This is a genomic window from Alteromonas sp. OM2203 (assembly GCF_048517045.1).
GTDB classification, from domain to species: Bacteria; Pseudomonadota; Gammaproteobacteria; order Enterobacterales; family Alteromonadaceae; genus Alteromonas; species Alteromonas gracilis.
Genome location: NZ_CP183209.1, coordinates 844,327 through 867,986, shown reverse-complemented (window position 1 = coordinate 867,986; position 23,660 = coordinate 844,327). Strand labels below are relative to the sequence as shown.

The window sequence follows — 23,660 nt, the reverse complement described above, 5'->3', positions numbered from 1 at the left end:
TTTACCTATTTGTCTTATTTCCCGGCAGAGTATCTTGACCATACATTCTGCGGTAGCGTTCAATGAGTCTTGTTTCATAATTTCGAGCTGCATTTTTATTTGGGAATATATTTCTAATTTCCGAAGTGTGACCGGGGCCGACTTCACGATTAAGCCTTCTTACTTGTTGCTCGGCTCTTTTAGAAGCTCCATCTCTAATGCGAACACCTTGGGCACTTTCACCTATCTTGTTAACGCTTCCGTCAGGACTTCGAATGGCATATACGTGTGTCTCACCTTCATAAGATCGAGAGTTCTTATGCACGCTGGTTGGAACATCATCAGCTAATGCCTTAGCTCCTTTGGTGAAGAATGACTTAACTATTGATGGAAGTGAGAATGCCCCGGCAGCCATCGACATATACGAGTTTAGCTCTTCTAAACCTTGATCAATGGCGCTTATTGAACGGGCATCAATATTAGTAGGTACTCCCGTTCTACATGACCCACCGTGACACCAATTACTACTAAAAGTAATATTTGCTCCTGCGTCTCCAGAACCTTTTGCAATATTACCTTGTGATTGGAGATCTGCGGTTGCACCAACCATATCACCAGTATTGAAATTGCCTTTCGAGGCACTTACTTGTGATACCGCTCCATTATCATAAGAGACACTCGACGTTTGGAAATTACCATTATTCATCACGGTAGATGAAGTGATATTTACAGTATCTCCGTTTTGATTTGTGGTCGTTGTAGTTGTGGTACTTCCTGTTTTTGTCTTAATTCGCGAACCAGTTTTAGTCTCATAGTGGTTCTTTGTCGTGGTGGTTTCGGTACAAGTGTCGCCTTCAGCACAACCAATGTATCCCGTTGGATCGGTTCCCGCTAAGGGGTTATTCATAATATAGCTATACGGGTTGATACTTTGGCTATTGCTAGGACTTTGTATGAAGGGGTCTACAGAGAGGAATCAACCAAGGTTATAGTCGTACACCCGCCCGTTCATATGAATGAGCGAACCTGATGTGCGTCCACCTGTTGGAAGCGTTTCAGCCTAAAGAAGCAGCGATATTAAAGAACGACTTTTGGTTACCGAGAGTGACTGTCCAAATCTGTTTTTTAAACTTTTTTCCATTAAAAGTAAGCATCCATACTCCAACAATTTTTACTTAAAACTTCGTGGCCAGCTTTGGCGACAAAAGCCCCGCTGGGTGGGCGGGGGATGCCAAAATTAAATTAGGGCTGAGTGTCCATAAGGATGCTTCTATTAACAGAAGCTGAACCACTAAATATTTCTCTGTCAATTAAGCTTAACAACTAAGTTCCGATTACCATCGTAGATGGTTTCAATTAAAAATGAACTACCGATATCCACAGAATCTAATACCTTTTTGGATATCGGCGTTTCAATTCCTAATTTATCATATATATCTTTCGTCATTACAAAGCATTCTATTCCATCACTTTGCTTTAACTTTAAGACCCAATCCTTATCGGAATAAAAATTAATGTCTATAACTTTAGCTCTCATTACTGTTCACCATTCACCCTTTTTAGGTTGTTAAGTTCAGGTATGAAGTGTTGCCTTTTTCCTCCAAGCCACGGCATTTGTGGTCCAGCGCGTCCAGAAAAAACTCTAACACCTGCCGGGATCTCCCAATATGCTTGTCTTGTCATATTGTTCCACTCTGGCCTCAATGCTAATCCCATTCGATTTATGAATTGCGAACCAGATAGAGAGGACATTTCTGTCATAAACCTTCCTTTAGCAAATGCATTTGTATTGTCATAATATCTCGTTAGGATCATTGGTTGTGTTAAGACTCGATCCGTATAAATTCCGAATAAAAATGTGTTTGCTGTATCAACATTCAGCCGACCACTTATGCCATATCCCCTCATCACAGGAATAAATGCACCTGCTACAGCGGCTAACTGACCGAAGTCTCCTGCGACAAGCTGCGCAACCTCATTACGAGGTTCATGCCACTGATTCATTCGACCTAAACTACCTTTATCTAAATGTAAAAATTCTTCGGACCATTGAGTCATCCCGTTGATTGTATTGGGAATTAAATTCTTAGCAAAAGTAGCTGCGCCGTCTCCGATAGTATTCGCTAACTCGAAATACATATCCGAATATTTACCCAGACCAGTGCGGCTACCAAATTCATAAGCCGCAGTCGATGTACCGTTTTGTTCGTTAACTCCATAAATTAATCGACCGCCATGCTTTTCAAGTTCGGAACCAACATCCATGATGTCCTGTTGGGGCCCTTGTACTACTAATACTTCGGCACCATTGTTTTTACCACCTCTTTGCTGCGGATTTCTGCTAGACGTATTGTCTTCATAAGTAGTCTTACATCCCATGTCAGACATATCCTTACCTTTGATATTGGTGCCTGTACTACAATATCCAGTTGGGTCAGTTCCAGACAAAGGATTGTTCATTATGTATGAATATGGATTTATACTTTGAGAGTTAACTGGATCTTGGATCAGCGGATCAACCGACATAAACCTACCAAGGTTATAATCGTACACCCGCCCGTTCATATGAATTTGAACGGTATAAGAAAAATGTTAAAGAGCGATGTTAGCTGTTTTTAAGACGATTTTTTGCTGTGTTTAATTCCGCTTTTATCACAGCAGATAATCTAGCATCTATTTTCTTGAGGGGACTTATGAGGGCCGCGAAATTACCCAGCTCTTTTCGTGTTTTTACCTTCCTAGCACGGCGAGTGAATCGTTTTGCACTAACTTTGTTTATGTTATGTAGCTCTCCGATGAGCTCTCTCTGCATTTTATGATATTTTGGAGAGCCTTGAGCTTTCAACGTTTGAATTTTTCCGGCAAGGGATCTGTATTCTTCTAGGATGTTTTTCACTGAACCATCTGCACTAACGAGCAAAGTGAATTGATGTAACTGTGCTCTCGTTGCTGACACTCGCTTCTTTGCAGGTGAGGTCTTTTTCGAGTTAACGGTAACATCGTGAATATCGATACGGTTGTTTCCGTACATTACTCGGCTTTTTTGATTGCTTCTGTGAGGTTCAACACCTTTCTTACCAAACATTCCATATAGCCTTCTCCTAATTTCCGTCAAATCAAGAGTATAGTTTTCATGCAGCGGACTTATATGTATATCGTCGTAATATCTGGTGTAGCGCAAACCTACACTTTCGAGCCAACCAACTAGCTCAGGCTCACAATCGTAGAAAATCAAATTTGCTATATCACCACTTATTGGGCTGCCTTGAACTAAATAGCCGTCTTTAGTGCATAAATGGCTTAGCGCGTTAGAAACCTCTGGTGAAAACTTGAAAAAGTATTGGAAAAGATTATTGATATGACTTTGCCTGATTGAAGGGAAGAATTGCTTTATATCATCCGCTACGACCACCTCTGTATTTAAATGATGACTCGCGTTTTGAACATAATCTCTACCCTTTCTACCTGCGGTGATGTATTTAGGGATCTCCACCTTATCTAGAATTCGAGATTTGATCATCTTAAGCACGTAGCTTAATTGCTCTGACGCTTTGAAGACTTCTCGAACAGTGCCGTCTTTCTTTATTTTTCTGAGGGCAAGCTTGTAATGGCTATCTGAATTTAAAATGAGCTTTCTAAGCGCTGTTTCTTTCAGGCCTACACTAGTAGCGAGCGTGGATAACGACGCAATTGGGTTTTGTTTATATTCAAACCAATGCGTCACTTGAGATAGCTTCCCTTGCTATATTTTTTAGCTGCATCGTGAGTTCTGACTCAGTATCTTCCTCTGCCAGTAGAACAAATATACTAATTGGTATCCCTAAACACTCACAAAGATTGTTAAGTGTAGTTATTGACGGATCACGCTTACCATTTTCAATTTTAGATAAGTATGACTTACTCAACCCACTTTTAGATGCAAGTTGCCCCAAAGAAACACTTTTAATTTCTCTACATTCCTTCAGTGTATTGCTTACATCAATCAAAATATTCACCTAGTAATAAATGGATTTATATGGCTGGTTGCACAATCAAGATTCAAGCTATTCACCTTGTCCGAATTCACCAGCCAGCATCCTCAACAAGAACATTGCCTTTGTTGCGATACTGAGCCACTTTATCCGAGACTTCGGCTTAATGCCTTGCTCTTCTAGAGACCGGATTACAGCATCCAGCTCCTGTATTGTGCTTTTGTCTACGGTGTTTGCGCACTTCTCTCTAGCTTTTTTAAGGCTAGCAATTACATCATCATTCATGATTAAAACCTCTTCAGTGAAAATCGGGTCGGATTTGACCCCGCCGCCAAGTCACATTTGCGAACCGATTTGAAACACCGAAGACAAACCAAGCCAACACCACAGAGAGTTTTCTCTGGAAACTCTCCCGCCGCACCAACAGTAATCACCGTCGTTCTTGATGTTATATCTTTCCATTGCCTCTCGGATTGAGGGTCTAGAATTACATCTTTGCAGGAAAAGTAGTTCATTTTGCATACACAAATGAACGGCCCAAAAGCCTTTTGCAGTTCACAATTATTAGAGGTTTTAAAGAGCACAACAGACGAATCGTCTGCACAAGTCAAATATTAGACAGAGGTGTCCTATTTGTCAACACTGTTTTTTTAACCACTTGGTTACACGGAATAAACCAAACCATGAATGCATCACATATGGAACATAAAGAGCTTATTTGCTTCATATATAGAACAATGAAGACATCATAAAATTTGACCAATACATTTCCATGCGCTATATATAGAACATAAAGCCATATAAAGTTTCATGTGTGACGCAAATGCCAAAATCCACAGTCAGAAGTTACTCCAGTTACACCGAAGAAGCGCTAACATTGTTGGCGAAGCTCATTCGTGCCTCAAGGCTGGAGAAAAAGATGAGTGCGCAGGAGGTTGCTGACCGCGCAGGTATTTCCAGAGGCATGCTTTCCCGCATAGAAAAGGCAGATCCTAAATGCGAAATAGGAGCAACTTTTGAGGTAGCCAGAATCGTCGGTGTAACATTGTTTGAAGCAGAGCCTAGCCGACTTACCATGCAGGTCAGGCAAATTGAAGAAAAGCTGTCACTGCTGCCTAAAAGTGCCCGAAAAACGAAGAAGGAAGTGATAGATGACTTCTAAACAGGATTATAAAGAAGCATTCGTCTGGATTTGGTTGCCCGAAGAAACCAAGCCTGTCGTGGCAGGTCGTCTCGCTCCTGATGGAGATAACTTGATCTTCAACTATGGTAAAAGTTACTTAGAGAGAGTGAAAGATGCAGTGCCTATCTATGAGCCTGAACTCCCCCTGCGTCCCGGTGCACTTCCGTTATTAGACGGGCTCAGTGTGCCCGGCTGTATCCGTGACAGTGCGCCAGATGCATGGGGCAGACGCGTTATTATCAACCGACGCCTCGGGTATAAAGGTGATGATATCGATACGGCTCAGCTAGACGAGTTGACCTATCTGCTGGAGTCGGGGTCTGACCGCATTGGTGCATTAGATTTTCAGCTTTCTCCTACCGAATACGTGCCGCGCTCTGCGAAGAATGTCACCATGGAGGAATTAGTAGAATCGGCAGAACGCGTTGAAAAAGGCGTACCGTTAACACCCGAGCTAGATCAAGCCCTGTTTCATGGAAGTTCAATTGGTGGCGCACGCCCAAAAGCCCTGATTGAAGAGGACGGAACAAAATACATCGCAAAATTTTCCGCCAGTAATGATATCTACAGTGTCGTTAAGGCTGAATACATCGCCATGCGATTAGCCAAACTGGCTGGCCTTGATGTAGCGCCGGTCAAACTAACCAAAGCCGCGAATAAAGATGTACTGCTGGTAGAACGGTTTGATCGTGTAGCTTCAGAGGAAGGCTGGGAAAGAAAGTCTATTGTGTCAGCACTTACCCTGTTTGCACTGGATGACATGATGGCGCGGTATGCCAGCTATGAGAGACTGGCAGAAATCATTCGACACAGATTTACTAAACCGAAAGAGACACTTCGGGAACTATTTTGCCGCCTGACATTTAATGTTCTTTGCGGCAATACAGACGATCATGCCCGCAACCATGCAGCGTTCTGGACTGGCCACACACTAACGTTAACACCGGCCTATGATATATGCCCTCAAGGGCGTACCGGAAACGAAGCGTCTCAGGCCATGCTGATTGCAGGTAGCAATAAAATGAGCCAACTCACAACCTGCCTTCTAACCGCGCATAACTTTCTGCTATCGCAGGAGGAAGCTAAGGCTATTTTTGAACATCAAATTCAGATTATTAAAGCTAACTTTGATGCCGTCTGTGCCGAAGCTGAACTGTCTGAAATCGATAAGCGGTTGTTTTGGCAGCGGCAGTTTTTAAACCCTTACTCGATAACACAATAGCACCCGGCGGCGCTATTTCCCGTTAAGCGCTGCGGGGTGGGTGCGCTGATAGGTCTCTACCAGCTGTTTATTAGTGACATGAGTGTAGACTTGCGTGGTTGAGATATCAGCATGCCCTAACTGTTCCTGAATAATGCGAATGTCTGCGCCATTCTCCAACATCTGGGTGGCGGCGGTATGCCTGTATAAATTGCATGCTCCCTTTCTGCGCACGCCAGCGTAAGTCACATATTTTCGAACCAAGGAAGATAATTGCTGCGGTGTAAACGGCGTGCTTCGGTCATTTAAAAATAATGTGTCACCCGAGGCGATACTGGAAAGCTTCGGGCGAATGGTATTCAAATAACACGTCACCATTTCACTTGTGCGTTTAGCGATTGGTACGATGCGATCCTTTCGTCCTTTACCGTTTCTTATTCGAACCAAATCCTTGACAGTATCTACATCAAATACGGCCAGACCGGCCAGCTCTGCCCGCCTCATACCTGACGCATAATACATCTCAAGTACAACTTTATCGCGCACACCTTTGGGGCCGTAAAGTTCAGTTTGTTGAAAAATCGCTTCGAGCTCTTCGGGCGACAAAATCCCTTCAGGCAAGCGCCTTGGCCTTTTAGGCACAAGAAACTTATCTGCTGGGTTGTTTTCAAGATATTCCAGCTCATATAGTCGCCTGAAAAACACTCTTACATGAGTAAGCTTATTACGACGCGTTGAAATATCCAACATTTCACCATTTGGCTTAACTTGCTTTATGAGGAAGCGCCGGTATCCCTCTAGCTGTGATAACGTTATAAGCGAAATATCAGAGATGCCATTTGAATCACAGTAGCGTACAAACTGATTCAATGTACTGCTCTTGCCCTCGATAGTTCTAAAGGACTGCTCCCTCGCCAAACAGTCCTCTAAATACAAAGCTACGGCATTAGTAACCTTTAAATACTGGCTATTCATACGCTTTTCGCCTTCACTGCATGGCTCACAAGCTCACGGATTGCGGACGAAGTTGTTAGCATATTATTGATATCACCATTAGCTTCGGGAAAGTATGATTGAGCTGCGATACCTAATTCCGTCAACTGTTTACACACCAGATTCGAGTAACGTTGTCCAGCTGCATGTGCAGCAAATATAACCGTAACTTGATGTACCATGCTTTTAGCAAGCTGAGTGAGCATCATTTCGCTTAAAGTGTTGAGACCAAGCAGCCCGACAGTATTAGTCACACCCAATTGAATTAAGCTTAATGCTTCCAAAGGAGAAGACACGAGTACTATCTTCGTTTCACTGTTTAGTACTTGGGCATTAAAAAACGAACACCGCTCTTTGAAGAGTGTCATGCGGTGAGCACTCCCGCGACGCTGATATTTGGCGATTTTTCTGCCATAGACATCAATCAGTTGACCGTCGGGTCCTCTCACAGGAAATGTGATACAGCCTCGAAGCGCTTCCCTGCCATTAGGCTTAATAATACCTTGTCGCTGTAGTGCCCCTCTGGCCATAGCACCTTCGATACTCTCTCCCTCGGGCAACAGTCGGCCAAAACTTCTGTCGCAAAAACCGACGTTAAACTCGCTGATAATCGACGCCGACAGCCCCCTTTCGTGGATTAGATAATCTGAAGCTCGCTTAGAAGCAGTCAGCGCAGACTGGTAGTGTAGAAGCGCCATCTCGACGTACTCTCGCTCCATTTGCGCTGAAATAAGGCAGGATGGGCAGCTAAGCGCCCAATCCTGTTGAAAGTGAGTGTCCATCTTACGCACTCCCCGGATGACCGATAGGCCCAGCTGAGGATGGCGGGTAAAGAGTTAAATGATGACTGCGGTTCGCAAATTTCTCGAGCACGGCTGTATGCTTTTTTTTAATCGACAAACTTTGGATCCACTCTTGCTGAGGCACCACGGACGCTAAAATCAGACTAGTACTTCCAAGTAGGTTATCCAGTGTTGCCACCATCATGTCGGCAATAAGTGGCGTGACTATGCGATAACACCAGTCATCAATCACAACCACATCGGGCTTATAAAGTTTGTCATGAAGCTTTGCTTCCGGATGGCCAATGCTGGCGAGATTAAGCTCTTCTAAAAAACTATCAAAGTCCCAAAAATATACTGTTTGATTCGCCATCAACGCCGATACTGCTAAAGCGCTGGCAATGTAGGTTTTGCCACACCGCTGGGAACCTTCCAAGACAATATTGTTTTGGTTTTTAAACCAGTGACCTCTAAATAGCCCCTGCAAAGCAGACTTATTCAGTTCTCGGTAGCCGCTGTACAGCACATTGTCTGGATGAGCCAGCTTGTACTGCACATTCGCTTTCTTAATTTGGTTAGTACGCTTGGTTTCGTCTCGCCCTACCTTTTCGCAATCTAGTAAAAAGTCCACCGCTTCAAGCGTTGCCTCATCAAGATTGTTCGGCTGCTTGAGCATCACTTCAAGATTATCAGCCATATTGCCTAAACGTAGCGCTCGCATTTTGTGTAGAATTGTCGACGTATTCATAGTTGCTCCCCTCTACTTGAGCCAGCTTCACTTTTGATGATTGCTGACACCAGACGCAATGATGGTGAGCTGCGACGCATCGCCACGCTTGCTGCATTCTCAAAGGCGATATTCCCCCACTTTTCAGCCAGTTTCTTGAACTTGGCACAGCGGCTTTTCACATTTGGCGCTGTTTCAGATAACCCATCGTACTGGGCATCAATCAGTGACGTAGTGGCAGGTCCTACGGAAACTGCCCAATCGTGCAACTCGCGCTTGTTAAGCGACGCATAGGCACGATGCGTGCTAGGCATATGGGTCGGTGTGGTGGAGAAAGCATTTTGAGTATTACTTAATAGATGCTCAGCCACCGTTTCATTGTCGTAGCTAAAACGGATAGCAACGTCAGACACAAGCTGAAGCACCGTTTTACCAATCAGCTGGTGAGGCACTGAGTAATAATGACCTTCGTAAAGTATGTGGTATGTCTTGTCGACTTTACGTGGTTTACGCACACTCCAGACGACAAACTCCTCATCTGGCAACGCACTTAGCACCTCGCGCTCATTTTCCTCAAACCAAGAGCGCCGACTCCCTTCGAATTTTGCGAAAGCTTTATTATTAAACTCATCCATCAGCGGTTTGATTGCATCGTTAAGTTCATCTATTGAGAAAAATGCCTGCCCGGTGAGCCTGCTTAAAATGTAGCGGTAGCCCTGACGGACCGCGTTTTCGACTCTTGCTTTATCTTGTGGATGATAGGTACGCGCCGGTATGATGCCCGTTGCATAGTGAAGACCAAACTCTTCATACAGAGGGTTAAGCTTTGGCTCTTTACCTGATTTGATGACTGCCGCTTTAAGATTATCTGGTACGATGTACTCCGGTACGCCGCCAAAAATAGTCTAGCATCGATTTATTCACCGCTATCCAGTCTTGCTGGTTCTGCGTGTGGCAGGCACAGAAATATGTGAGCCCCGAGTAGCCAAGGATACCAACGAATAACTCAGCCTTCTTTTTAGTTCCAGTTTTGGCATCAGTAATAACCGGGCGCTTCCCGGCAAAATCGACAAAGACGACTTGGCCGGGATGATAATGAAGTAGCATGGTTGACGATGTTTGCGCCTGATACCGGTTAACCTCGTCATAGACATGAGAGAGACTGTAAACAGGCCCTTTTGCATTTCGTACGAAAACACCATAGGCCGACTTCACATCCAGCCCATGCTTTTTCATGAGTGAAAGTAGAAACGGGACATCGGGCTTCTCTTTTACAACGATAGGATTGCTGGCTGTTTTTAACCGGCTGATTAACTCCGAGTCACGTAAAGCATGTATATTTTCGAATTGTTCCGGACATTGAGAAACTCTCTCAGCAATTCGTTTTATTGTTGGCCGTGAAAGGCCAGAGAGCCGGGCTAAAGAGCGCTGCGACATAAGCTCGTTGTTATTTATCGCTTTTAAACACTGCTGCGCGACAATACGTTTTTTTTGAATGGTATCCATCATATGCCTCGTTAAGTAATTAGGCACAGCAACACGCAGACAATAAAGAGAAAGCCTGTCTTGCGTAATTAGCAAACACGGTCTACATTCGTAATGAGAGTTATTTAAATGCAGTTCCAAAAGCCGCTGAACGCCAATTCAGTGGCTTTTTGTTTGCGCTGTGCAAAAAGTCGATATTGGTTTAAGACTTATTTTCCTTATTGCCCTCCTCAATTAACGTGAATTGCTGCACTCGCTGATCCGACAGCCATATTGCCAAGTCATCTGTGAGAGCAAAGCTACCTCGCTTGTTCTCCAATTCGAAAACCTGCACAGGCAGTACCCCTCGCGACTTAGCTTTGCGAAACGCACTACTGGTAGGGAATCCCAATTGATGCGTTAGGTTTTTACCGCCCAACAGCACCCCATGCTCTTTCAGTAGTTCATTCCTAATGCTGTCTGCGAATAGGAACCGGATAATATCTTCGTCTACGACTCGCTTCGTCACACTTATTCCCCTTTTATGAAAGTGGAAGTTGAGCGTAGTGTGCTGAATTAGAAATGCGCCAGAGGGATTAAATAATTAATTTAATTTTTTTCAGTGCGACAGCGAGTGACTGAGCTAGACTTGTAAGGTAATTTTCAAGCTGGACAAGCACATGGGGCGAAACTCACTACTCATTCTGCGCATAGCGACTAAAGAGCTCACTGTCCGACTTTGCGAGGCGCTAAACATACCCGTGAATGGTGATGCGCTAGAACGAAAGCTCAATATGTATAAACCGGCTCGATTCAGAGATGCGAAAGACAGAAATGGAAAAGCTAAAAAGCATATTCTGGGGCTGTCACAAATGCACAGAAAGTCGGAGAGCAAATATCTTGAAGCTGCCGCCCTACACGATGTCACCATTGAACCACCTCTGGATGGGGAATTTTATCAACTGCTAGCAGCGCTTGAGAAAGAGGTGACAGTGACAGAAGCATTGACGACACTACCTACACCAACGAAGTCGATAATCATGGAACTCTTAATGGCTTTTTCGGGAAATGGCGCAAATTCGGCAACCATCATCGTTAAACATCTAAAGGGGGGTCGTACGGATAAGCCCCTAGCACTTTATCTGGCGGCAATGTGGCTGTCACAAGAGTTTCGCACTTCTCTTGAAGAGGATGCAGCCTACAAACTCGATGTTCTGCTTTGGCATGCAATTCGACATGGAGAATTGAAGTATGTGGAGGACGACATAATTAAGTACGTTACCAAGCAACTCCCCATGAATGTTGTCGCTTCAGATTTTTTCCCTGATACTGAGCACTGGAAAAATAGCTCGTGGGTCGCTCAGACAAGTCAACTCGAATGGACAATGAAAGCAGTTCTATACAACACGCATGGCCCCACATTAGCAAACAAGCAAGCTAGCGTCAGGCAAGAATTCTTTATCAGGTTGATGCTTTCAGATCTCGATATATTACTGGATGAAATCAGCGTGAAAGAGGGCTCGAAGGAGGGGAAATGGCACGACAACGAGAGGGGCTTTGACTTCGTTTTCACTGAATTGAACCTCCCCTTTTTCCCAGTTTCAGATGTTAGAAAGGGAATTTCTCGTCCAGCTATTTCACCAGAATTTCACTGGTTATCTTAATTGAGTGGAATACCAAACCTTTCCTTAAACGCTATAATATATGGCAAGATTTAACTGACATATTAACCACTAATGGCAATATCTTTTAAAATGACTGGTACTGCCATTTTGGAATAGGTGGCAGTTTTCATTGGACTGTACAATTGTAAATCCCAGTCATCCTTTACCACCGTTCCAAACGAGGTTGCCACCTTAAAATAATTAAAGATAGTGGCAGGATTGTTATCTTGAGTATTGGGCTGGGGTTATTATCGAGACTACAGGTAAATAGTAAGTCATATATTCTCTATGCAGAGGGCGCATGAAGTTGAAAAAATGCGTCGACTTTTAAAAGGGTACAAGGTAAACACAATTTGCTTACCGCTGGTAAACAAAAAGCGTCAACCGCAGATTGATTACTGCCGGTAATCAGATAGTGTTTACTATCCTATAGATCTAGAACAGCTGACATTATCGGTTTAGGATTGCTATTGAGAAGCAGTCTCGGTAATTAATCATTCCTGATTTCTTTCTGCTAAACTTGGAATACGTAAAGCGAGTATCGGGGGACAGTAATGGACCAACACAGCAGCAAATCTGAAGTGACTCTTGAAGAGTTAGAGGCAGAACTAGTTACCGTTATTGATGACCCCGAACTCAGAGACGAATGGGTGAATAGCCCCATACCTATTTTGGAGTTAAGGACGCCAAAAAGCTTTTTCAATACTGCCGAAGACAGGGCAAGACTGATGCAGGTCCTGTTGGAGATGAAATTCGGCGAAATGGCTTGAGGTCGTTACTACCCAATCCTCTGAAATCCCATGTCGCACGATTTGGAAACCCTCACTCGTTGAAAGCAAGCTGAGTGAAAAAGGGTATATTACCGATATAATCGTCAAAACCGAGACCGTCGAGTTGAAAGTTCCTCACGCCCCTTGGCTAGTCCGGCATGGTAGCGGGTAAACGTCTTCTACTATGTCTGCATCGGAAGAGCATCCCGAGGCTGTATCCACCTGATCAAGTTTCAATTGATTGCAGACCCCGCCGAACCGGGATTTGGTATCAATGAGTAGACTCAGTCCATATTTGGCGATTGAAATCAAGGAAAGCTCAAGAAGTCATGAATTGGTTTCGCTAAGGTTAGTGCTTCTCTATCACCAGAAACATCTAACCGATTGAGCTTTTTATGGGGACCATACAAATCCCAGTTTCCTTGATGCATACCCACCACAATGTTCAAAGGGTGTACTTTTTGAATCGCAGCAATCATTTTCAAATGCATAGCTTGTGCGCTACCACCTACAAACATTGTTGGGGCTAAGTGCAAACCAGTATCATCTAATGATACACCACAAGTTTCATCTGTGTGCCAAGAGTGGGCGGTAACAAACATTCCAATAAAAGAAACCATCAACTCCGGGAATGGAGGGAGCGACTTGCACTCATGTGCGGCTATCACGTCTTTGCTTGAAACCCTGAAGAACGAACGTTTTCCCTTCGCATAGTCATCATCTCTCACTTCTTCAATGCGAGTGTTTCTTTTCACAACAGATAGGTCAGGCGCAAAAGAAATGTATTCATCTAGCTCGGAATAAATCTTTAGCTGCTGCCTAATTTCATAGGCTCTTTCTCCAAGCGATGCGACAACATAAGAGAAGTTATCAGGATTACCACTTGGTGATGTTAGATAGCGAAATTCATCGCCAGTAGTAAGATTTTCGACTGAAATATCAAACTGCATTTGCTCATAATAATCGAGTAATGCATGAAAACACCCAATTTCAAATGATGCAGAAAGTTCTCGTTGCTTTTTGCTATATACCAACGAATAGTCATCAACAAATTGCGTGACCATCTTTTCAACGTCAGATAACCACGCACTACTCGTTTTCATACGAGTCCTTTGCAAGATTGAAAACGATGTCGTTAACTGAATTCAGCCCCATCACGAATCTATTTATTTCTAATTTCGCAATGATGTTATAAAAGCTTTCAACCGTCTTATTGATTTTGCGACTTCTAGAGGCGTTGAATTTGATACTTTTACCATAACTTATTGGTATATCTGAGCCCAGACCACAATTTGTTGAGCTTCGAGCCGAGCTGTCTAATGGACCAAGTACAAGCTGATAAAATGAGTTGAGCACGAACACGACCTTAAGCATTTCATCGTTCCAGTTATTTGAATAGAGCTTGATAAGGTGCGGGTTATCCTTTGTTTTAACGTATTCTAGCTGTCGCTTAAAGGCGGAAACTCGTTTATCAATAAGCTGCCTTAGGTCGTATTCAAGGTATTCCGATAGCTGTTTTTGAACTTTTTCGTGCGCCACTCAATTGCTTCCTGCTCAGTTCATTGGATCCAACCCCCGCCGAAGTGGGATTTGGATTCAAGTTAAGACCACTCCATATATAGCTTGCCTACCACTTTGTCGACAAAAGCCCCGCTGGGTAGGCGGGGGTATGCGAGATTAAGTCGAAGAGTGACTGCCCTATTTATACTTCGGCAGATTCCCATTTTATTTTTCTAAACGAAAACCCACCGAAGAGAATTTAAGAGAAGTGACTATGGAATCACAGAGTGCTTTCAGGTTTTATTTACTTTTTTGCCACGGCATCACTTGAAATACGATTATAAAAAGACAAACATGCATCCTCCTCATTTTTGAAGAGATCTTCATCATATGTTGTTCCTCTCTCAAAATAGTATACACGCCATGTCCCATAAGAGTAGTCTAGGCAATACCCTTCAAAGCTACAATCACCGTCAAGCGAGTAGATCGTTTTATTGAAGCCTTCACTTTCAAGTCGCTTTCTAAGTTCTTCTCTATTCATTTATTGGCCTAATATAATTTAATTCCCGAAGAGTTTTAACTCTCATGGGAAGTATATGCTGTGTCCCTAATCCGGGTTGTCCGAATGCAGGTGCAATGAATCCACTTCTTACTGGAATTGGCCTTAATACTTCGTACATAGTATAGGGAGAATTTTGAAACCCTTGCGGCAAAGCTCTTTGCCCGAACGGTGTGCCCGCAGGTGAAACAAAAAAACCATTTTCAGTGCCATATCTGTCAATTCTGGTTCCCGGCCTTAAGGTGCCATTGGTAGAACCACCTACAAACCCCATATTTGTTGGCCAGTAAAGTTGAAGTTGAGTACTTCCCCTCATCTGGGCTAACTGGGATTCTAAAAACTGAATGTCTTGCCTAGTTAATGGCCCCTGAGGTCTTGCAACATTGAAGTTAGGGTTTATCTCTTTTATTTGCCTGAAGAGCCTACCATATTGCGCATTAATAAATGGCTGTAAACCATTCGAGCTAGCTGTTCTTCTTCTTGCACCTCTAGACGCAGTTAGCTCTCCTTCACCTGCAATTACTGAAGCGCTAAACTCACCTTCAAACTCTTCATCTACCACACCATCAACAATTCTATTTACTGTGTCTCTTGTGTGCCGATTGTGACTTGCAGACTGCGCTATAGATTTTTGAGAATTAATGTCTGACTGCTTCCCGACACTGGCAACCGTACTCGCTACAGCAGCTTGCCCTCTATCCGAGCCATTGCTTGTCATGTGTAGGTTACCTTGACTATCTTTGCCAACGTATCCCACAGTATCACCATCAGAATTCGTTATTGCCTGTGTTGTACCTGCTTCTAGTCCATCAGCACACCCCTGAAGAGTATCATCAGTTGAGCAATAGCCGGTTGGATCAATCCCTGACATAGGATTATTCATAATATAGCTGTATGGATTGAGGCTTTGGCTATTGGTGGGCGCCTGAATCAGCGGGTCCACCGACATAAATCGCCCAAGGTTATAATCGTACACCCGCCCGTTCATATGAATGGCGCACGACTATGATTACATCCTTAAAGAGAAGGCAAGCTGTTAAAGAGCAAAGGCTTTTTTATCGTAAATACCCTACCACTGAGACTAAATCAAAACAAAGCGATTTATTGGTGATAGGCTGTTGCGCTGGACTAATAACTATAAAAGACGCTGCTGATGTCGATTTTATACATCATCGGAAACGGTTTTGACTTATTTCACGGACTCAAAACTTCGTACTCTGACTTCCACGAATACTTGAATGTAAACGGAGTAAACTTCGGTGATACTGCCGAGTTTTTTAATTTCACTGTCAATGAAGATGGACTTTGGAAGGATTTTGAAAATGATTTGGGTAGTTTTGATTCTGACAGCTATTTTGATTACTACAATGAAATTGACGTAACTCACGAAAATTTTCGACCAAGTGAGGTATACGGACTAGAAGATGAATTGACTAATCAATCGGAATTACTCGTGTCCAGCATTCAAGAGGCTTTCACAGAATGGGTAGAGCTAATAGAAATTGACGCAGAACGCAGAATCAATACGTTCACATCCTCTGATTTTTTTCTGTCCTTCAACTACACATCAACGCTTCAAACAGTGTATTCAATTGATAATGCACAAGTCTGCCATATCCATGGTGCTACATCTGAACACTCAGAGTTAGTTTTCGGGCATGGTGTTGAGATAGCGGAAGTGCCTGAGTTAGATGAAAACGGCGATTCGTTACGTACCATGTTTAGCGATGCCGAAGGTAACGCGGGCATACCGCTAGCCATTTTGCAAAAACCGGTTCATGAAACGATATCTCAGCATGAAGAATTTTTTCATAGACTCAAGGGGATTCAACGCATCTTCGTTTTAGGGCACTCATTCAGTGATGTCGATTTGCCTTATTTCGAATTGATCCACAAAAATAGTCCCGATGCACCATGGCGCGTCAGTTTTTACGACGCCGACGAACAAGATAGACTGCGCGAACAGCTAGCAAAAGCGGGAGTATCAGTTGAACAAATTGAATTCATCAGCATTGAAGATTTGTGCTAATGAAGAAATTCGATGTTTTAGCTACATCAAGGTTCGGGGGAATAAATACTCGGCAGGGTGGCAGCGGGATGAGTGCGAACGTAGTCATCCCTCAGTTTTCCAACAGCGATATGGGTATACACTTGTGTGGTGCTAACATCTTCATGACCAAGCATCTTCTGGACGGTTAACAAATCAGCGCCACTATCCAACATAACGGTCGCAGTAGTGTGGCGGTAGAGGTTACTCGCACCACGCTTTGAAATGCCAGCCCGCTGCTTGTATTTTGATATAAGAGAACTGACCTGACCGCCGTTAAATTGCATTCCTCGGTTATCTAAAAACAAATAATCACCGGAATGGTAATTGACGAGCTGAGGGCGAATGTCTTCTTTGTATCGCTTGATAAGCTCTAATGCTCCTTCAGCAATCGGAATAATACGATCCTTATTTCCCTTACCTTTGCGAACAAATAGAAGCTTTGCGTCATAGTTAATACTTTTAAGTGTCAGAGTGGTGATTTCATTACGTCGAATGCCACAGGAGAAAAACACTGCCAGTATGGCGCAATCACGAACACCGTTCTCACCTGTCACAATTGTTTGCTTGGCAATAGCGGCCACCTCTTCAGGCTGGAGTATGTCTTGCGTAATTAATCTCTCTGCCTTAGGCGTCTTTACCTTCTCAGAAAGGTTGATTGCGAGATGATCGCTCTGAAATAAATACCGGCAAAAAATTCTGACCGCCGTAATTTTGTTGCGTCGTGTTGCTCGGCAAATAAGCCGTTTTGTTTGTGGGTCTCGGTATTCATGCAAATACCGCATGAAATCGAGAATGCCGTCTTTGTTTAAATCGCAAACATTGAATCCGTGTTTGGAGATATACCAACGCACGAACAATTGAAGGTTATGTCGCTTGCCTTCAATTGTCCGCAGGCTTTGCTCTTCAAGTCTGCAATGGTCAAGATAAGACGCTAATGCTTGAATAAGTGAGGGCATAGATGCTCGTTAGTATGCGTTTGTGTTGCCTGACTAGCGTCGATTTGACCCAACACTCTGCCCATCATTTTTGATTTTGACCACACACTGCTGATGCTCTCACCAATGACGCCTTCAAGCTTATCAACGCGAATATCAACGCCTTCAAGCAAACGTCGAACGTGTGCATAATATCGGTTACCCGAAGGTGTACGAGAAAACGCAATAGTTACCGATTCAACGTCATGCTCCAACAGGTTTGATAAGTGTTCGTCGTCAAAATAGGACATATCAAGCATCGCTATCGCATTGTAAACACCTGCTGCATGCAAACATATAACATCAAAAGGCGACTCACACAGAAGGATATGCTTGAACGTTTTCATCGCTTCATGCTGGAAAAATAAACCCGTTACATCTGGCCTGACCGTGTAGTCTGTCTCAGCCCTTTTTATCAGAGGGAAACTGGCAATGCGTTGCCCAAATGCGCCAGCAAGGTCGCCATTACCATCAAAGATTGGGACAAATATCATCCCTCTAAATCGCTCTCTGCCATTAGGCTTGAACAACCCGAACCGTTGATAGACACCACGAATTGCCTCCTCTTCTGAAGTGCCCATAAAGGCCTTTGATAATGACCGATCAGAAAAGCCCAACCTAAAAGTTTCCAATACTTCGCTGTTATTTAGCTCAAGAACCCTACTCAGATAATGTTGAGCGGCAGGATCAGATTGCAACGACGATGCATAGTGTGACACCAGCATCTCGGTAAACTGGAACTCCGTCTCTTGCGAGAGCAACGATGAAGGGCTGTATACCTGCCATTGGTTATATAGTTGCGACTCCATATTAACAATCCTCCATATTTATGAACTCTGCGTCTTCATAGGCAGGCGGCATCAGCTCTATGGGGTAACTGTTGTTACAGAAAGTCTGGATAATTTTCGCCGCGCCGTCGGATGTGGGTAACTTAGCTTGCCATTCATTGGGTGACATAGTGCTTGTCAGAATGACACTTTTCTCACTTGCCCATTTACAGAGAAAATCTATAACAAAATTTCCTACCAAATCTGTGATGGACTTTTCAAGCCAATCATCAATTACAATCACAGAAAACTGATCGTAAACGCGATAGAGCTCATGCATTTTCCCTTCTACACTCGCAACGGCAATGTCTTCGATAAACTTATCGAACGTGACAAAGTACGTTTTTTTCTTGTTTCGAATAGCCATCACCGCTAAGGCAGAAGATACCCACGTTTTCCCGCTCTTCTCAACGCCCTGTAACAAAATGTTGTGGCTATCATTAATCCAAAAAGGTCTGAATATCGCATTTAATGCCTGTGATTTTATTTTCCGAGGCCCAGTTAGCATCAATGTTTCTTGAGACGCATTAAAATAAGGTACATGGGCATCGCGAATGGCTTTTGTAATGCGTGTGTCCTCGCGCTTGTTAAGCTCATAATCGAGTATAAAGTGCAAGGCTTCTTCAGTTTCTTTGCTTAGAACATTAGGTGGGCGATTCAGTGATTCAAATCCTTCTGCGCCCCCGCTGCATTTAAGCCGTTTAAGTTTGGTAGATATGGATTCCATAGTCATTCCTAATGAAGTCTGTTGTTGGTCTGTGATTGGTTAAGCATCAATGTGACGAACCGCAGTGACGGTGATGAGTGATTCAGGGCATTTTCAGACGCTTTCTCAAACGCTTCATAACCATGTTTTTCTGCTAGCGATTTAAAATCTCCACAACGTTTTTTAATACTGGGTGCCCCATCGGGTTTGTTTTCAAATTGCGCATTGATAAGTGCAATGGTATTTGGCCCAACTTGGCTAGCCCATTTCAGAAGTTTAGGTTTGCTGAGATTTGCGTAAGCGGCGTGTTTAGGATCTCGATGTGATTCCTCTGTCGTCATCCCACCAATTTCTGTAGACAACTTATGCTCTGCAATTGGACAACTCTCATAATAGAAATAAACGTGTGTCTGAGAAGTGCGATAAGACACCCGTTCTCCTATTAATTCATAGGAGACTGAATACCAGTGATTTTTTACCAAAATGTGGTAATTACTATTCACCTTGCAATAGCTCAAAGCGCTGAGTTTAATTAAAGGAAGTTTGGGTAAAGGCGACAACGCTGGTTTTTCACTTTCCTCGAACCATTGTTTTCGACTGCCTTGGAGCCGCTGGAATGGTTTAGCATTGAATTCAACAACTAGAGGCCTAAGCGCAGCGTTAAGTTCTTCTATTGAGAAGAACGTTTGCGCTACTAATTTTCGTAGAAGGAATTGATAGGCGTGTCGTACAGCTGCCTCCGCGCGCGCTTTGTCTTTTGGCTTATAACTGCGAGCTGGCTCTATATGCGTCGCATAATGCAACGCCATATCTTGGTACAGGCGGTTTAGTACAAATGATTTCCCCGGTTTTGACACGGCTGATTTTAAATTATCAGGCGTAACATATTCAGGCACCCCTCCCATCTCTTCAAACAGTTTTTCATGGCAAGTTACCCAGTCATCGACACACTGTGTTGCACATGCATAGGCAAACACCCAATTAGAATGTCCTAATGTGGCGATGAATAATTCAACTTTTGTTTTTTCACCCGTCGATGGGTCAGTTATCGAAGGACGTTTACCTGCAAAATCAACAAAGACGACCTCACCGGCTTTGTATCGAAACATCATCGAAGATGTTTTCTTGTCCTCAAATTGAGCGAACCCATCATAGAACCCAGACTGACAGACGGGCTTAACACTTTTTTCTTTGCACTGCTCGCAATAAACCAGATAGGCCTCTTTCTTTAACAGGCTGTGTTTGTGAATAAAGGACAGCAAGGACGCATAATCAGGTTTTGGTTTATCCGCAACGGCTGGACGTTTAAGTAACGCCAGCAGCTTAGAATCCGGTATCGAGTTTACTTCCTCAAATTGTTCTGGCGCTTCGCGAACTTTTTCCACGACGGATGTCACTGTAGGTCTGGTTAACTTCACCTTTTTTGTTTCTGCGCGCAAAGAAAACTCTTTCCCTTCCAAAATGGCAGGCAAAACCGAATTTATAACTCTGCGCTTTTCCGCAAGTATTTGTGATTGCTTTCGACTAATCATTGAGCCTCCTATGAGTAGGAGTTAGCTCGATGTAAGGCGCACTCACTACTTGGATACGTATCGGATTGTCCTTGTTAACGATTATCAGCTTCGATGCCGATGCTGGAAGTCGCTCGCCATCAGACCTATCTAAGGGGCCTGTAGCTTGCAATGCTGCCAAAACGGCATCTGCAATTACGCGTTGTTCTTCAGAAGGTTTCATCTTCATCCTCACTTATCTGGTATATGAATTTTCAAAACACACAGCCACGCTCAATCAAAAAACTTTGACCGAACCTTGCGAAAATACTGATGAGTAACTACAGTTGAAGTTGTCGAGGACTGCAACCGCAGACCACATCAGAGCCGATAAGTTGAGACTTATCGGCTTTTTTGTTGAAGGTAAAAAATTGACTGTCACTCGTTACATATTTGTTTCCCCCCTTTCATCTTTTACCGATAACCTTTGCTCTGCCAACCACAGCGCTACATCTTCTGTTAGCGCATAGCTTCCACGTTTGTTTTCAAAATTCATTAATGGCACCGGAATATGCCCTTTGAGCTTTGCCTGCCGAAACGCATTGCCGGTCTCAAACCCGAGCGCCCTGTAAAGCGCATTCCCATGAAGAAGCACACCATGTAATTCCATCAGGTCTTGCTTAATTTTTGTTGCGAGCTGTTCGACTGTGTCGTTATCAGTGGGCTTACTCACGCTCAGAGGTCCTTAAAATTTGCTGGAGCTGTAAACATAGAGCGATGTTTCAATAATTATTAAGGTGATTTTTCAATTTTCTAAAATCCCCTTCGATGTAAGCGTTATTCAATGCCTCTATGTGTTTTTGGGCTATATTTGTAATTGCCCTTAACCGAGCGCTACGAAAATGAAAAAAAGAAAAAGCGATGCCTTAATTCTTGCTGCGATGCAATATGCAACAGAATTTTGTATTTCATGCGGGATCAATGTGACAGGATATGCAATAGAGAAGGCAGTGATTTCTGAGAGTAAGCGCAACAAACATGGCGTAACGCATAAAAACGGAAAATTTGATAATCACCTAAAAGGCAGAGCTAAAATGAACACCAAAACGGTCGCGCAGTTGTCCAAGGCTGCTAGACAAAAAGGTGTAAGGTTGATCGCTTCAGATTCGACTGAGCTCATCCGTGTTCTAGAAGGTATTGAGAAAGGTATTTCTTATCGCCAGCAGCATACCTATTTATCTGACGTTGGCGATCATGCAGCCAAAAAGCTCTCTATCGATTTGCAATTCAACTCTTCCGACTGTCTTAACGACATCATCCACTTTGCTCACGTTATTCCGTCAGACGAACTGTTAGCGGTTTTGCTCGTAAGCCTGCAATCACTTCCGAATTATCAAGACAATGATGTTACAGATAAAGAAGACCTTGTCTTTGGCGCTGTTTCTTTTGCGATATTAATGACAAGCGTTGATTTGATTCGAAGTCACTTACATCAATTTTTGGTAAATTACGTTTTTTACAACGATGCATTATTGCCTGTACCATTGTATGGCAATGTGAAGCGACAAATTGATAGCACGATGCTTGAGCAGCACTACTTCATTCTTTCTAAATTATTCGAGACGATGGAATGGCTATTGAATGGCGAGCCACTGGCTGCACAACGAGAGTTCTGTTGCCGTCTCGCTCATGCTGATTTTGATGAGATTTTGGTAGATATAGAATACCAGATGGGCGTACCAGATAGTGAACCTAAAGAGAGTGTGAGAGGATTATGTTTTGTCTTTTTGCCGCTCTCTAAACCATTTGCACTGAAGCACTTACCTCGGCGCTGATCTATTTCTGTATTAGCAAGCTAAACCCATAATTGAAGAAAGAATCAATCATTGTCGTTGGCAAAAGCATTTGCATCAATCCAATCTGTATCATTAATGCTAAGAAAACGTTCCGCCACTAAACGCTTTTTCAATCTTTCTACTGCCTCTACCTTGTTGGCATATTGAGTTCTCTTAAGTGTACTTTCTGCTGTTACATTCATTGAACCATAATGGACCCTAACACCAACAGACGCACCAACTTGTGGGTCATGGGGGGATGGAATGACTTCAAACTTTAATTCTGGCTTATCCATAATGAAACTGACGCATCGAAGAGTGATGTTAATTATCGTACAGCAAATGATAACCAACACGGAAATGTGCACAGTGCCTTTACCCTTTACTTAAGCAAAAAGCAAAAAGCAAAATTTCCCCAGTTGCTACAGAACGATCAATGAACGCTGTTCAAAAATTTTGGTCTGTTTAAATTGAAAATATCAAACCTAAATATTAACGGCTTTTTATATAAAAAGTTTTGATCACACAGAATCGTTTTTAGTCTATCTTTTAAGGGAAGAAATAATTTTCTGCTAAACACATAGTTGTTTATCGAATTCATTGGTGGCAAGCCTTTTTGGAATGCATGGCATACTGCTTTTGGAAAGAGTGGAAAGAATACTTGGACTATGCATGTGCATATTCCGATAATTCTAGACCATTAGTCCAAACAACTTGCCACCCTAAAAACCAAATAAGATAAAGCTGCAACTTACGGCATTTTGCGTTTCTGACATGTGATTTGGATTCAGTCGTTCTCGACGTGTGAATTTTTCAGTTCATTTCTAACGTTGAAAGATATTCGTTTTTGTTAAAAACGAACTGGCTTTTTATAAGAAAACCATGAGTATCCGCCGACGAAAGAATCTAAGTTGTATTCTCTTTTTCAACTCGAATTTTTTCGATAATTAGTATTTTTTCGAACGCGTTTTTGACTAAGCGTCGA

The 23,660-nt window shown here is 43.1% G+C and carries 28 protein-coding genes and 1 pseudogene; 6 read left to right on the top strand and 23 right to left on the bottom strand.

The window, feature by feature from the left end:
• Position 1: 1 nt before the first annotated feature.
• The 6 genes and pseudogenes from ACM0P2_RS03910 to ACM0P2_RS03885 all read right to left on the bottom strand — a co-directional run bounded on the left by ACM0P2_RS03910 (position 2) and on the right by ACM0P2_RS03885 (position 4,235).
• A complete protein-coding gene (locus ACM0P2_RS03910) occupies positions 2-886 on the bottom strand; it encodes a hypothetical protein (protein WP_419227317.1) in 885 nt (294 codons plus the stop codon).
• A gap of 399 nt (positions 887-1,285) precedes the next feature.
• The gene (locus ACM0P2_RS03905; protein WP_419227316.1) at positions 1,286-1,516 is read right to left on the bottom strand and encodes a hypothetical protein; all 231 of its coding nucleotides are present in this window, start codon (positions 1,514-1,516) and stop codon (positions 1,286-1,288) included.
• An 884-nt stretch (positions 1,517-2,400) separates the two neighbouring features.
• A pseudogene (locus ACM0P2_RS03900) lies at positions 2,401-2,553 on the bottom strand (RHS repeat-associated core domain-containing protein); the annotation flags it as partial.
• A gap of 31 nt (positions 2,554-2,584) precedes the next feature.
• Positions 2,585-3,703: a reverse transcriptase family protein gene (locus ACM0P2_RS03895; protein WP_419227315.1), complete on the bottom strand. Its 1,119-nt coding sequence runs from the start codon at positions 3,701-3,703 to the stop codon at positions 2,585-2,587.
• Positions 3,687-3,965, bottom strand: a complete 279-nt coding sequence (locus ACM0P2_RS03890; protein ID WP_419227314.1) for a helix-turn-helix domain-containing protein — start codon at positions 3,963-3,965, stop codon at positions 3,687-3,689. Before ACM0P2_RS03890 ends, ACM0P2_RS03895 begins: the two co-directional genes overlap by 17 nt.
• A gap of 57 nt (positions 3,966-4,022) precedes the next feature.
• Positions 4,023-4,235 (bottom strand): hypothetical protein, encoded by a 213-nt coding sequence (locus tag ACM0P2_RS03885; RefSeq protein WP_419227313.1) that lies wholly within the window; start codon positions 4,233-4,235, stop codon positions 4,023-4,025.
• A gap of 538 nt (positions 4,236-4,773) precedes the next feature.
• Between ACM0P2_RS03885 and ACM0P2_RS03880 the strand changes: the two genes are divergently transcribed.
• On the top strand, positions 4,774-5,112 hold the full coding sequence (locus tag ACM0P2_RS03880) for a helix-turn-helix transcriptional regulator (protein ID WP_198816858.1): 339 nt from the start codon (positions 4,774-4,776) through the stop codon (positions 5,110-5,112).
• Positions 5,102-6,355: a type II toxin-antitoxin system HipA family toxin gene (locus tag ACM0P2_RS03875; protein ID WP_419227312.1), complete on the top strand. Its 1,254-nt coding sequence runs from the start codon at positions 5,102-5,104 to the stop codon at positions 6,353-6,355. Before ACM0P2_RS03880 ends, ACM0P2_RS03875 begins: the two co-directional genes overlap by 11 nt.
• Positions 6,356-6,367: 12 nt before the next feature.
• Here ACM0P2_RS03875 and ACM0P2_RS03870 read toward each other — a convergent pair whose 3' ends face one another.
• The 6 genes from ACM0P2_RS03870 to ACM0P2_RS03845 form a co-directional block, all read right to left on the bottom strand.
• Positions 6,368-7,309, bottom strand: a complete 942-nt coding sequence (locus tag ACM0P2_RS03870) for a tyrosine-type recombinase/integrase (protein WP_419227311.1) — start codon at positions 7,307-7,309, stop codon at positions 6,368-6,370.
• Entirely contained in the window at positions 7,306-8,109 is an 804-nt protein-coding gene (locus ACM0P2_RS03865; RefSeq protein WP_419227310.1) for a toprim domain-containing protein, read from the bottom strand. The genes ACM0P2_RS03870 and ACM0P2_RS03865 overlap by 4 nt, the downstream gene beginning before the upstream one ends.
• A gap of 1 nt (position 8,110) precedes the next feature.
• Entirely contained in the window at positions 8,111-8,857 is a 747-nt protein-coding gene (locus ACM0P2_RS03860; protein ID WP_419227309.1) for an ATP-binding protein, read from the bottom strand.
• A complete protein-coding gene (locus tag ACM0P2_RS03855) occupies positions 8,854-9,471 on the bottom strand; it encodes a Mu transposase domain-containing protein (protein WP_419227308.1) in 618 nt (205 codons plus the stop codon). The genes ACM0P2_RS03860 and ACM0P2_RS03855 overlap by 4 nt, the downstream gene beginning before the upstream one ends.
• A gap of 229 nt (positions 9,472-9,700) precedes the next feature.
• The gene (locus tag ACM0P2_RS03850) at positions 9,701-10,342 is read right to left on the bottom strand and encodes a hypothetical protein (protein ID WP_419227307.1); all 642 of its coding nucleotides are present in this window, start codon (positions 10,340-10,342) and stop codon (positions 9,701-9,703) included.
• 181 nt (positions 10,343-10,523) lie between these two features.
• Positions 10,524-10,829, bottom strand: a complete 306-nt coding sequence (locus ACM0P2_RS03845) for a hypothetical protein (RefSeq protein ID WP_419227306.1) — start codon at positions 10,827-10,829, stop codon at positions 10,524-10,526.
• A gap of 151 nt (positions 10,830-10,980) precedes the next feature.
• Between ACM0P2_RS03845 and ACM0P2_RS03840 the strand changes: the two genes are divergently transcribed.
• The gene (locus ACM0P2_RS03840) at positions 10,981-11,964 is read left to right on the top strand and encodes a hypothetical protein (protein ID WP_419227305.1); all 984 of its coding nucleotides are present in this window, start codon (positions 10,981-10,983) and stop codon (positions 11,962-11,964) included.
• 554 nt (positions 11,965-12,518) lie between these two features.
• Positions 12,519-12,734 carry a hypothetical protein gene (locus tag ACM0P2_RS03835; protein WP_419227304.1) on the top strand — a complete coding sequence of 72 codons (216 nt, stop codon included), beginning with the start codon at positions 12,519-12,521 and terminating at the stop codon, positions 12,732-12,734.
• A 308-nt stretch (positions 12,735-13,042) separates the two neighbouring features.
• On the opposite strand, the gene ACM0P2_RS03830 is transcribed toward ACM0P2_RS03835, so the two are convergent.
• The 4 genes from ACM0P2_RS03830 to ACM0P2_RS03815 all read right to left on the bottom strand — a co-directional run bounded on the left by ACM0P2_RS03830 (position 13,043) and on the right by ACM0P2_RS03815 (position 15,742).
• On the bottom strand, positions 13,043-13,837 hold the full coding sequence (locus tag ACM0P2_RS03830) for a hypothetical protein (RefSeq protein ID WP_419227303.1): 795 nt from the start codon (positions 13,835-13,837) through the stop codon (positions 13,043-13,045).
• A complete protein-coding gene (locus ACM0P2_RS03825) occupies positions 13,824-14,273 on the bottom strand; it encodes a hypothetical protein (protein ID WP_419227302.1) in 450 nt (149 codons plus the stop codon). The genes ACM0P2_RS03830 and ACM0P2_RS03825 overlap by 14 nt, the downstream gene beginning before the upstream one ends.
• Positions 14,274-14,538: 265 nt before the next feature.
• Positions 14,539-14,775 (bottom strand): hypothetical protein, encoded by a 237-nt coding sequence (locus ACM0P2_RS03820; RefSeq protein WP_419227301.1) that lies wholly within the window; start codon positions 14,773-14,775, stop codon positions 14,539-14,541.
• Positions 14,768-15,742, bottom strand: a complete 975-nt coding sequence (locus ACM0P2_RS03815) for a glycohydrolase toxin TNT-related protein (protein WP_419227300.1) — start codon at positions 15,740-15,742, stop codon at positions 14,768-14,770. The genes ACM0P2_RS03820 and ACM0P2_RS03815 overlap by 8 nt, the downstream gene beginning before the upstream one ends.
• Before the next feature lie 204 nt (positions 15,743-15,946).
• Between ACM0P2_RS03815 and ACM0P2_RS03810 the strand changes: the two genes are divergently transcribed.
• Complete coding sequence (locus ACM0P2_RS03810) at positions 15,947-16,822, top strand: bacteriophage abortive infection AbiH family protein (protein ID WP_419227299.1); 876 nt, start codon at positions 15,947-15,949, stop codon at positions 16,820-16,822.
• Between the two features lie 26 nt (positions 16,823-16,848).
• On the opposite strand, the gene ACM0P2_RS03805 is transcribed toward ACM0P2_RS03810, so the two are convergent.
• The 6 genes from ACM0P2_RS03805 to ACM0P2_RS03780 all read right to left on the bottom strand — a co-directional run bounded on the left by ACM0P2_RS03805 (position 16,849) and on the right by ACM0P2_RS03780 (position 21,573).
• Positions 16,849-17,799 (bottom strand): tyrosine-type recombinase/integrase, encoded by a 951-nt coding sequence (locus ACM0P2_RS03805; RefSeq protein ID WP_419227298.1) that lies wholly within the window; start codon positions 17,797-17,799, stop codon positions 16,849-16,851.
• On the bottom strand, positions 17,775-18,626 hold the full coding sequence (locus tag ACM0P2_RS03800) for a toprim domain-containing protein (protein ID WP_419227297.1): 852 nt from the start codon (positions 18,624-18,626) through the stop codon (positions 17,775-17,777). Before ACM0P2_RS03800 ends, ACM0P2_RS03805 begins: the two co-directional genes overlap by 25 nt.
• Position 18,627: 1 nt before the next feature.
• Complete coding sequence (locus tag ACM0P2_RS03795; RefSeq protein WP_419227296.1) at positions 18,628-19,371, bottom strand: ATP-binding protein; 744 nt, start codon at positions 19,369-19,371, stop codon at positions 18,628-18,630.
• Between the two features lie 8 nt (positions 19,372-19,379).
• On the bottom strand, positions 19,380-20,789 hold the full coding sequence (gene istA / locus ACM0P2_RS03790) for an IS21 family transposase (RefSeq protein WP_419227295.1): 1,410 nt from the start codon (positions 20,787-20,789) through the stop codon (positions 19,380-19,382).
• A gap of 85 nt (positions 20,790-20,874) precedes the next feature.
• Positions 20,875-21,084, bottom strand: a complete 210-nt coding sequence (locus ACM0P2_RS03785) for a hypothetical protein (RefSeq protein ID WP_419227294.1) — start codon at positions 21,082-21,084, stop codon at positions 20,875-20,877.
• Positions 21,085-21,285: 201 nt separating this feature from the next.
• Entirely contained in the window at positions 21,286-21,573 is a 288-nt protein-coding gene (locus ACM0P2_RS03780) for a hypothetical protein (protein ID WP_419227293.1), read from the bottom strand.
• Positions 21,574-21,742: 169 nt separating this feature from the next.
• On the opposite strand from ACM0P2_RS03780, the gene ACM0P2_RS03775 reads away from it, so the two are divergent.
• On the top strand, positions 21,743-22,675 hold the full coding sequence (locus ACM0P2_RS03775; RefSeq protein WP_419227292.1) for a hypothetical protein: 933 nt from the start codon (positions 21,743-21,745) through the stop codon (positions 22,673-22,675).
• A 44-nt stretch (positions 22,676-22,719) separates the two neighbouring features.
• Here the strand turns inward: ACM0P2_RS03775 and ACM0P2_RS03770 are convergent, their stop codons facing one another.
• Positions 22,720-22,971: a hypothetical protein gene (locus tag ACM0P2_RS03770; RefSeq protein ID WP_419227291.1), complete on the bottom strand. Its 252-nt coding sequence runs from the start codon at positions 22,969-22,971 to the stop codon at positions 22,720-22,722.
• Positions 22,972-23,660 lie beyond the last annotated feature (689 nt).